5 protein-coding genes are annotated in these 3,764 nt (G+C 61.6%); 4 read left to right on the forward strand and 1 reads right to left on the reverse strand.

From position 1 onward, the window contains the following. The first annotated feature begins 3 nt into the window (after nucleotides 1-3). The 4 genes from AC1DLB_RS24355 to AC1DLB_RS24370 all read left to right on the forward strand — a co-directional run bounded on the left by AC1DLB_RS24355 (nucleotide 4) and on the right by AC1DLB_RS24370 (nucleotide 3,152). Nucleotides 4-1,182: an amino acid aminotransferase gene (locus AC1DLB_RS24355; protein WP_477785779.1), complete on the forward strand. Its 1,179-nt coding sequence runs from the start codon at nucleotides 4-6 to the stop codon at nucleotides 1,180-1,182. A gap of 276 nt (nucleotides 1,183-1,458) precedes the next feature. Beyond that, on the forward strand, nucleotides 1,459-1,590 hold the full coding sequence (locus AC1DLB_RS24360) for a hypothetical protein (protein ID WP_007938543.1): 132 nt from the start codon (nucleotides 1,459-1,461) through the stop codon (nucleotides 1,588-1,590). Between the two features lie 75 nt (nucleotides 1,591-1,665). Continuing rightward, entirely contained in the window at nucleotides 1,666-1,848 is a 183-nt protein-coding gene (locus tag AC1DLB_RS24365) for a hypothetical protein (protein WP_138866128.1), read from the forward strand. A 104-nt stretch (nucleotides 1,849-1,952) separates the two neighbouring features. After that, the gene (locus AC1DLB_RS24370; protein ID WP_019648074.1) at nucleotides 1,953-3,152 is read left to right on the forward strand and encodes an MFS transporter; all 1,200 of its coding nucleotides are present in this window, start codon (nucleotides 1,953-1,955) and stop codon (nucleotides 3,150-3,152) included. Here AC1DLB_RS24370 and arfB read toward each other — a convergent pair. Next, entirely contained in the window at nucleotides 3,149-3,562 is a 414-nt protein-coding gene (gene arfB, locus AC1DLB_RS24375; RefSeq protein ID WP_477785778.1) for an alternative ribosome rescue aminoacyl-tRNA hydrolase ArfB, read from the reverse strand. The two genes, AC1DLB_RS24370 and arfB, sit on opposite strands and share 4 nt — an antisense overlap. Nucleotides 3,563-3,764: the final 202 nt, after the last annotated feature.

The following is a 3,764-nucleotide window of genomic DNA, read 5'->3' on the forward strand; positions in this document are numbered from 1 at the left end:
GCCATCGGCCGAGTACCCGGCGACCCGATTCTCGGCCTGATGGAGGCCTATGCGCAGGACCCTAACCCGCGCAAGTTCGACCTTGGCGTGGGTGTCTACAAAGACGCCCAGGGCCTGACGCCGATCCTTGAAGCGGTGAAGCTTGCCGAGCAGCGCCTGGTGGATCGCCAGGCCACCAAGACTTACATCGGCGGCCACGGCGATGCGGCGTTCGGCAAAGTCATCAACGAGCTTGTGCTGGGTGCTGATTCGGCGCTGATCGCCGAGCAACGGGCCGGCGTCACGCAAACGCCGGGCGGCACCGGTGCGCTGCGCTTGAGCGCCGACTTCATCGCCCAATGCCTGCCGGGCCGTGGCGTGTGGCTGAGCAGCCCGACCTGGCCGATCCACGAAACGATTTTCGCAACGGCCGGGGTCAAGGTCAGTCACTACCCGTACGTGGGCAGCGATAACCGTCTCGATGTCGAAGCGATGCTCGAAGTGCTCAATCAAGCACCGAAGGGCGATGTGGTGCTGCTGCACGCCTGCTGCCACAACCCGACCGGTTTCGACCTGTCCCATGACGATTGGCGCCGGGTGCTGGACGTGGTGCGCAGTCGCGACTTGCTGCCTCTGATCGACTTCGCCTATCAGGGCTTCGGCGATGGCCTGGAACAAGATGCCTGGTCGACCCGGTTGTTCGCCGCCGAGTTGCCGGAAGTGCTGATCACCAGTTCCTGCTCGAAAAACTTCGGCCTGTACCGCGACCGCACCGGTGCGCTGATTGTCTGCGCGCAAACCGCCGGCAAGCTGGTGGACATCCGCAGCCAACTGGCCAACATCGCCCGCAACCTGTGGTCGACACCGCCGGATCACGGCGCCGCCGTCGTCGCGACCATCCTTGGCGATCCAGAGCTGAAAAGCCGCTGGGCCGACGAAGTGGAAGCCATGCGTTTGCGCATCGCCCAGCTGCGCAGTGGCCTGGTCGAAGCGCTTGAACCCCACGGCTTGCGCGAGCGGTTTGCGCACATTGGCGTTCAACGCGGGATGTTTTCCTACACCGGTTTGTCGCCGGAGCAGGTCAAGCAACTGCGCGAACATCACAGTGTGTACATGGTCAGCTCGGGCCGGGCGAACGTGGCGGGGATCGATGCGACACGCCTGGACCTGCTGGCCGAGGCCATCGCTGACGTCTGCAAGTAACCCCTCCCACCGATCGTTCCCACGCTCCGCGTGGGAATGCCTCATTGGACGCTCTGCGTCCGCTSYTGGAACGCGGAGCGTCCCKGGCTGCGTTCCCACGCAGAGCGTGGGAACGATCAATTGCGCCTATCCCATTGACCTGTCTAGACAATCCCATCCGTCGTAACAATTGGATATAAAGTCTATTTGTCATTTTTCCTGCTGTATCCTGCCCAGGCTTTTTTAAAAGCGCGGATCTACCAGATCTATCAACAGACTTAGCGAGGAGCGCGAAACATGCACGAGATCCCTAATCTCCCCTTCCCAAGCCTGCACGAAACTGAGCAGACAACCACGCAACAAGCCGGTGCCCAACAGCCCGAGCCGAAAGAAGCACCTGAACGCCGCCAGGCCGACAGAGAAGACTGATACACCTGCAATGCCAGACCGTGTGGAAAGCGCTAACATGCGCTTTCCACACTGCCTGAACCGCGAGCCCGCACCATGAGCGATGATTTCACTGAAGCCCAGGCCAGCGTCCTGATCGGCACCGCCGAGAAGATGATCGACATCTGGAATCGCCTTTCCCCCGAGAAACAAGCCGCCCTGCTGGCCCGCTTCGGCAGCGAAGAAAATGCCCTGGCCGCCCTGGTCACGACGCAACTGGTCGCCCCCGCAAAACCCTGATTCATCCCGTTCGGCAATTAGTTTTACTTTTTCACGCCCTGCGACCGTCCACGCCGCTATCATAAGCAGCCTATCTATCCTGCTGCCCCGTGGACCTTTTACCCATGTCTGAAACCCAGCGCCCCCTGGCGGTCACGCTGCAAGTCGTTTCCATCGTCCTGTTCACTTTCATCGGTTACCTCAATATCGGTATTCCCCTGGCCGTATTGCCGGGCTACGTCCACAGCGACCTCGGCTTCGGCGCGGTGATCGCCGGGCTGGTGATCAGCGTGCAATACCTGGCCACCCTCCTCAGCCGCCCTTACGCCGGGCGCATCATCGATAACAAGGGCAGCAAGCTGGCGGTGATGTATGGCCTCGCCGGCTGTGGTTTGAGCGGTGTGTTCATGCTGATTTCGGCSTGGACGCAGAGCCTGCCGATACTGAGTTTGATCAGCCTGTTGATTGGCCGCCTGATACTCGGCAGCGCGGAAAGCCTGGTCGGCTCCGGGTCGATCGGCTGGGGCATCGGCCGGGTCGGCGCGGCGAACACCGCCAAGGTCATCTCCTGGAACGGCATTGCCAGTTACGGCGCGTTGGCGGTCGGCGCACCACTGGGGGTGCTGCTGGTGAGTCAATTGGGTTTGTGGAGCATGGGCGTGAGCATCATGCTGCTGGCGGTGCTGGGCGTGGCGCTGGCCTGGCCGAAAACCGCGGCGCCGATTGTCGCCGGCGAACGTTTGCCGTTCATGCATGTGCTGGGACGGGTGTTCCCTCATGGCTGCGGCCTGGCACTGGGCTCCATCGGCTTTGGCACCATCGCGACCTTCATCACCCTGTATTACGCCACTCAGCATTGGTCCAACGCGGTGCTGTCCCTGAGTTTGTTCGGCGCCAGTTTCATTGGCGCGCGACTACTGTTCGGCAACCTGATCAACCGCCTCGGCGGCTTTCGCGTGGCGATTGCCTGCCTCTCGGTGGAAACCCTCGGGCTGTTGCTGCTGTGGCTGGCGCCGGATGCTCATTGGGCACTGGCCGGTGCGGCGCTGAGCGGTTTCGGCTTTTCGCTGGTGTTCCCGGCCTTGGGCGTGGAAGCGGTCAATCTGGTGCCGGCCTCCAGCCGTGGCGCAGCAGTTGGGGCCTATTCGCTGTTTATCGATTTGTCACTGGGGATTACCGGACCGCTGGCGGGTGCGATTGCTGCAGGATTCGGGTTTGCCTCGATCTTCCTGTTCGCCGCCCTCGCCGCCTTGAGCGGATTGATGTTGAGCGTTTACTTGTACCGACAGGCGCCCAAGTATCGGGAAGAGCGTGAAGCACGCTAAAAATCGACCTTGCCCCGCCCGGCCTTGATGCTGCCGCGCTTGGTCTTGGATTCGAGCCGACGCTTTTTCGAGCCCAGAGTCGGCTTGGTCGGACGGCGTTTCTTTTCCACTTTGGTAGCGCTGAGGATCAATTCGGTCAGACGCTCCAGCGCATCGGCGCGGTTCTGCTCCTGCGTGCGGTATTGCTGGGCCTTGATGATCAACACCCCTTCGCTGGTGATGCGACTGTCGCGCAACGCCAGCAGCCGTTCCTTGTAGAACTCGGGCAGGGACGAGGCCGGAATGTCGAAGCGCAGGTGCACCGCACTGGAGACCTTGTTGACGTTCTGCCCACCGGCGCCCTGGGYGCGAATGGCCGTCAACTCGATCTCGGCATCCGGCAGATGCACGTTGTTGGAAATCACCAGCATGGAAAAAGGTCCGGTATCAGGACCGCCAGAATACCCCGGCTTTCGCATCCTCCACAAAAAACCCGGCACATTGGCCGGGTTTGTTGTTTCTGCGCGTTGCGTTATTTCACCGCGACCTGCAACGCCTGCTGGGCGCTGCGCTTGTTTTTGATGCCGTAGCAGATCCACATGAACGCGACCCACACCGGAATCGCATACACCG

This window comes from Pseudomonas sp. 05N434 (assembly GCF_056396965.1).

Bases quoted from the DNA above. Each gene is read 5' to 3' on its own strand.
- AC1DLB_RS24360 (WP_007938543.1), top strand. From the start codon at position 1,459: ATGCACGAGATCCCTAATCTCCCCTTCCCAAGCCTGCACGAAACTGAG.
- AC1DLB_RS24365 (WP_138866128.1), top strand. From the start codon at position 1,666: ATGAGCGATGATTTCACTGAAGCCCAGGCCAGCGTCCTGATCGGCACC.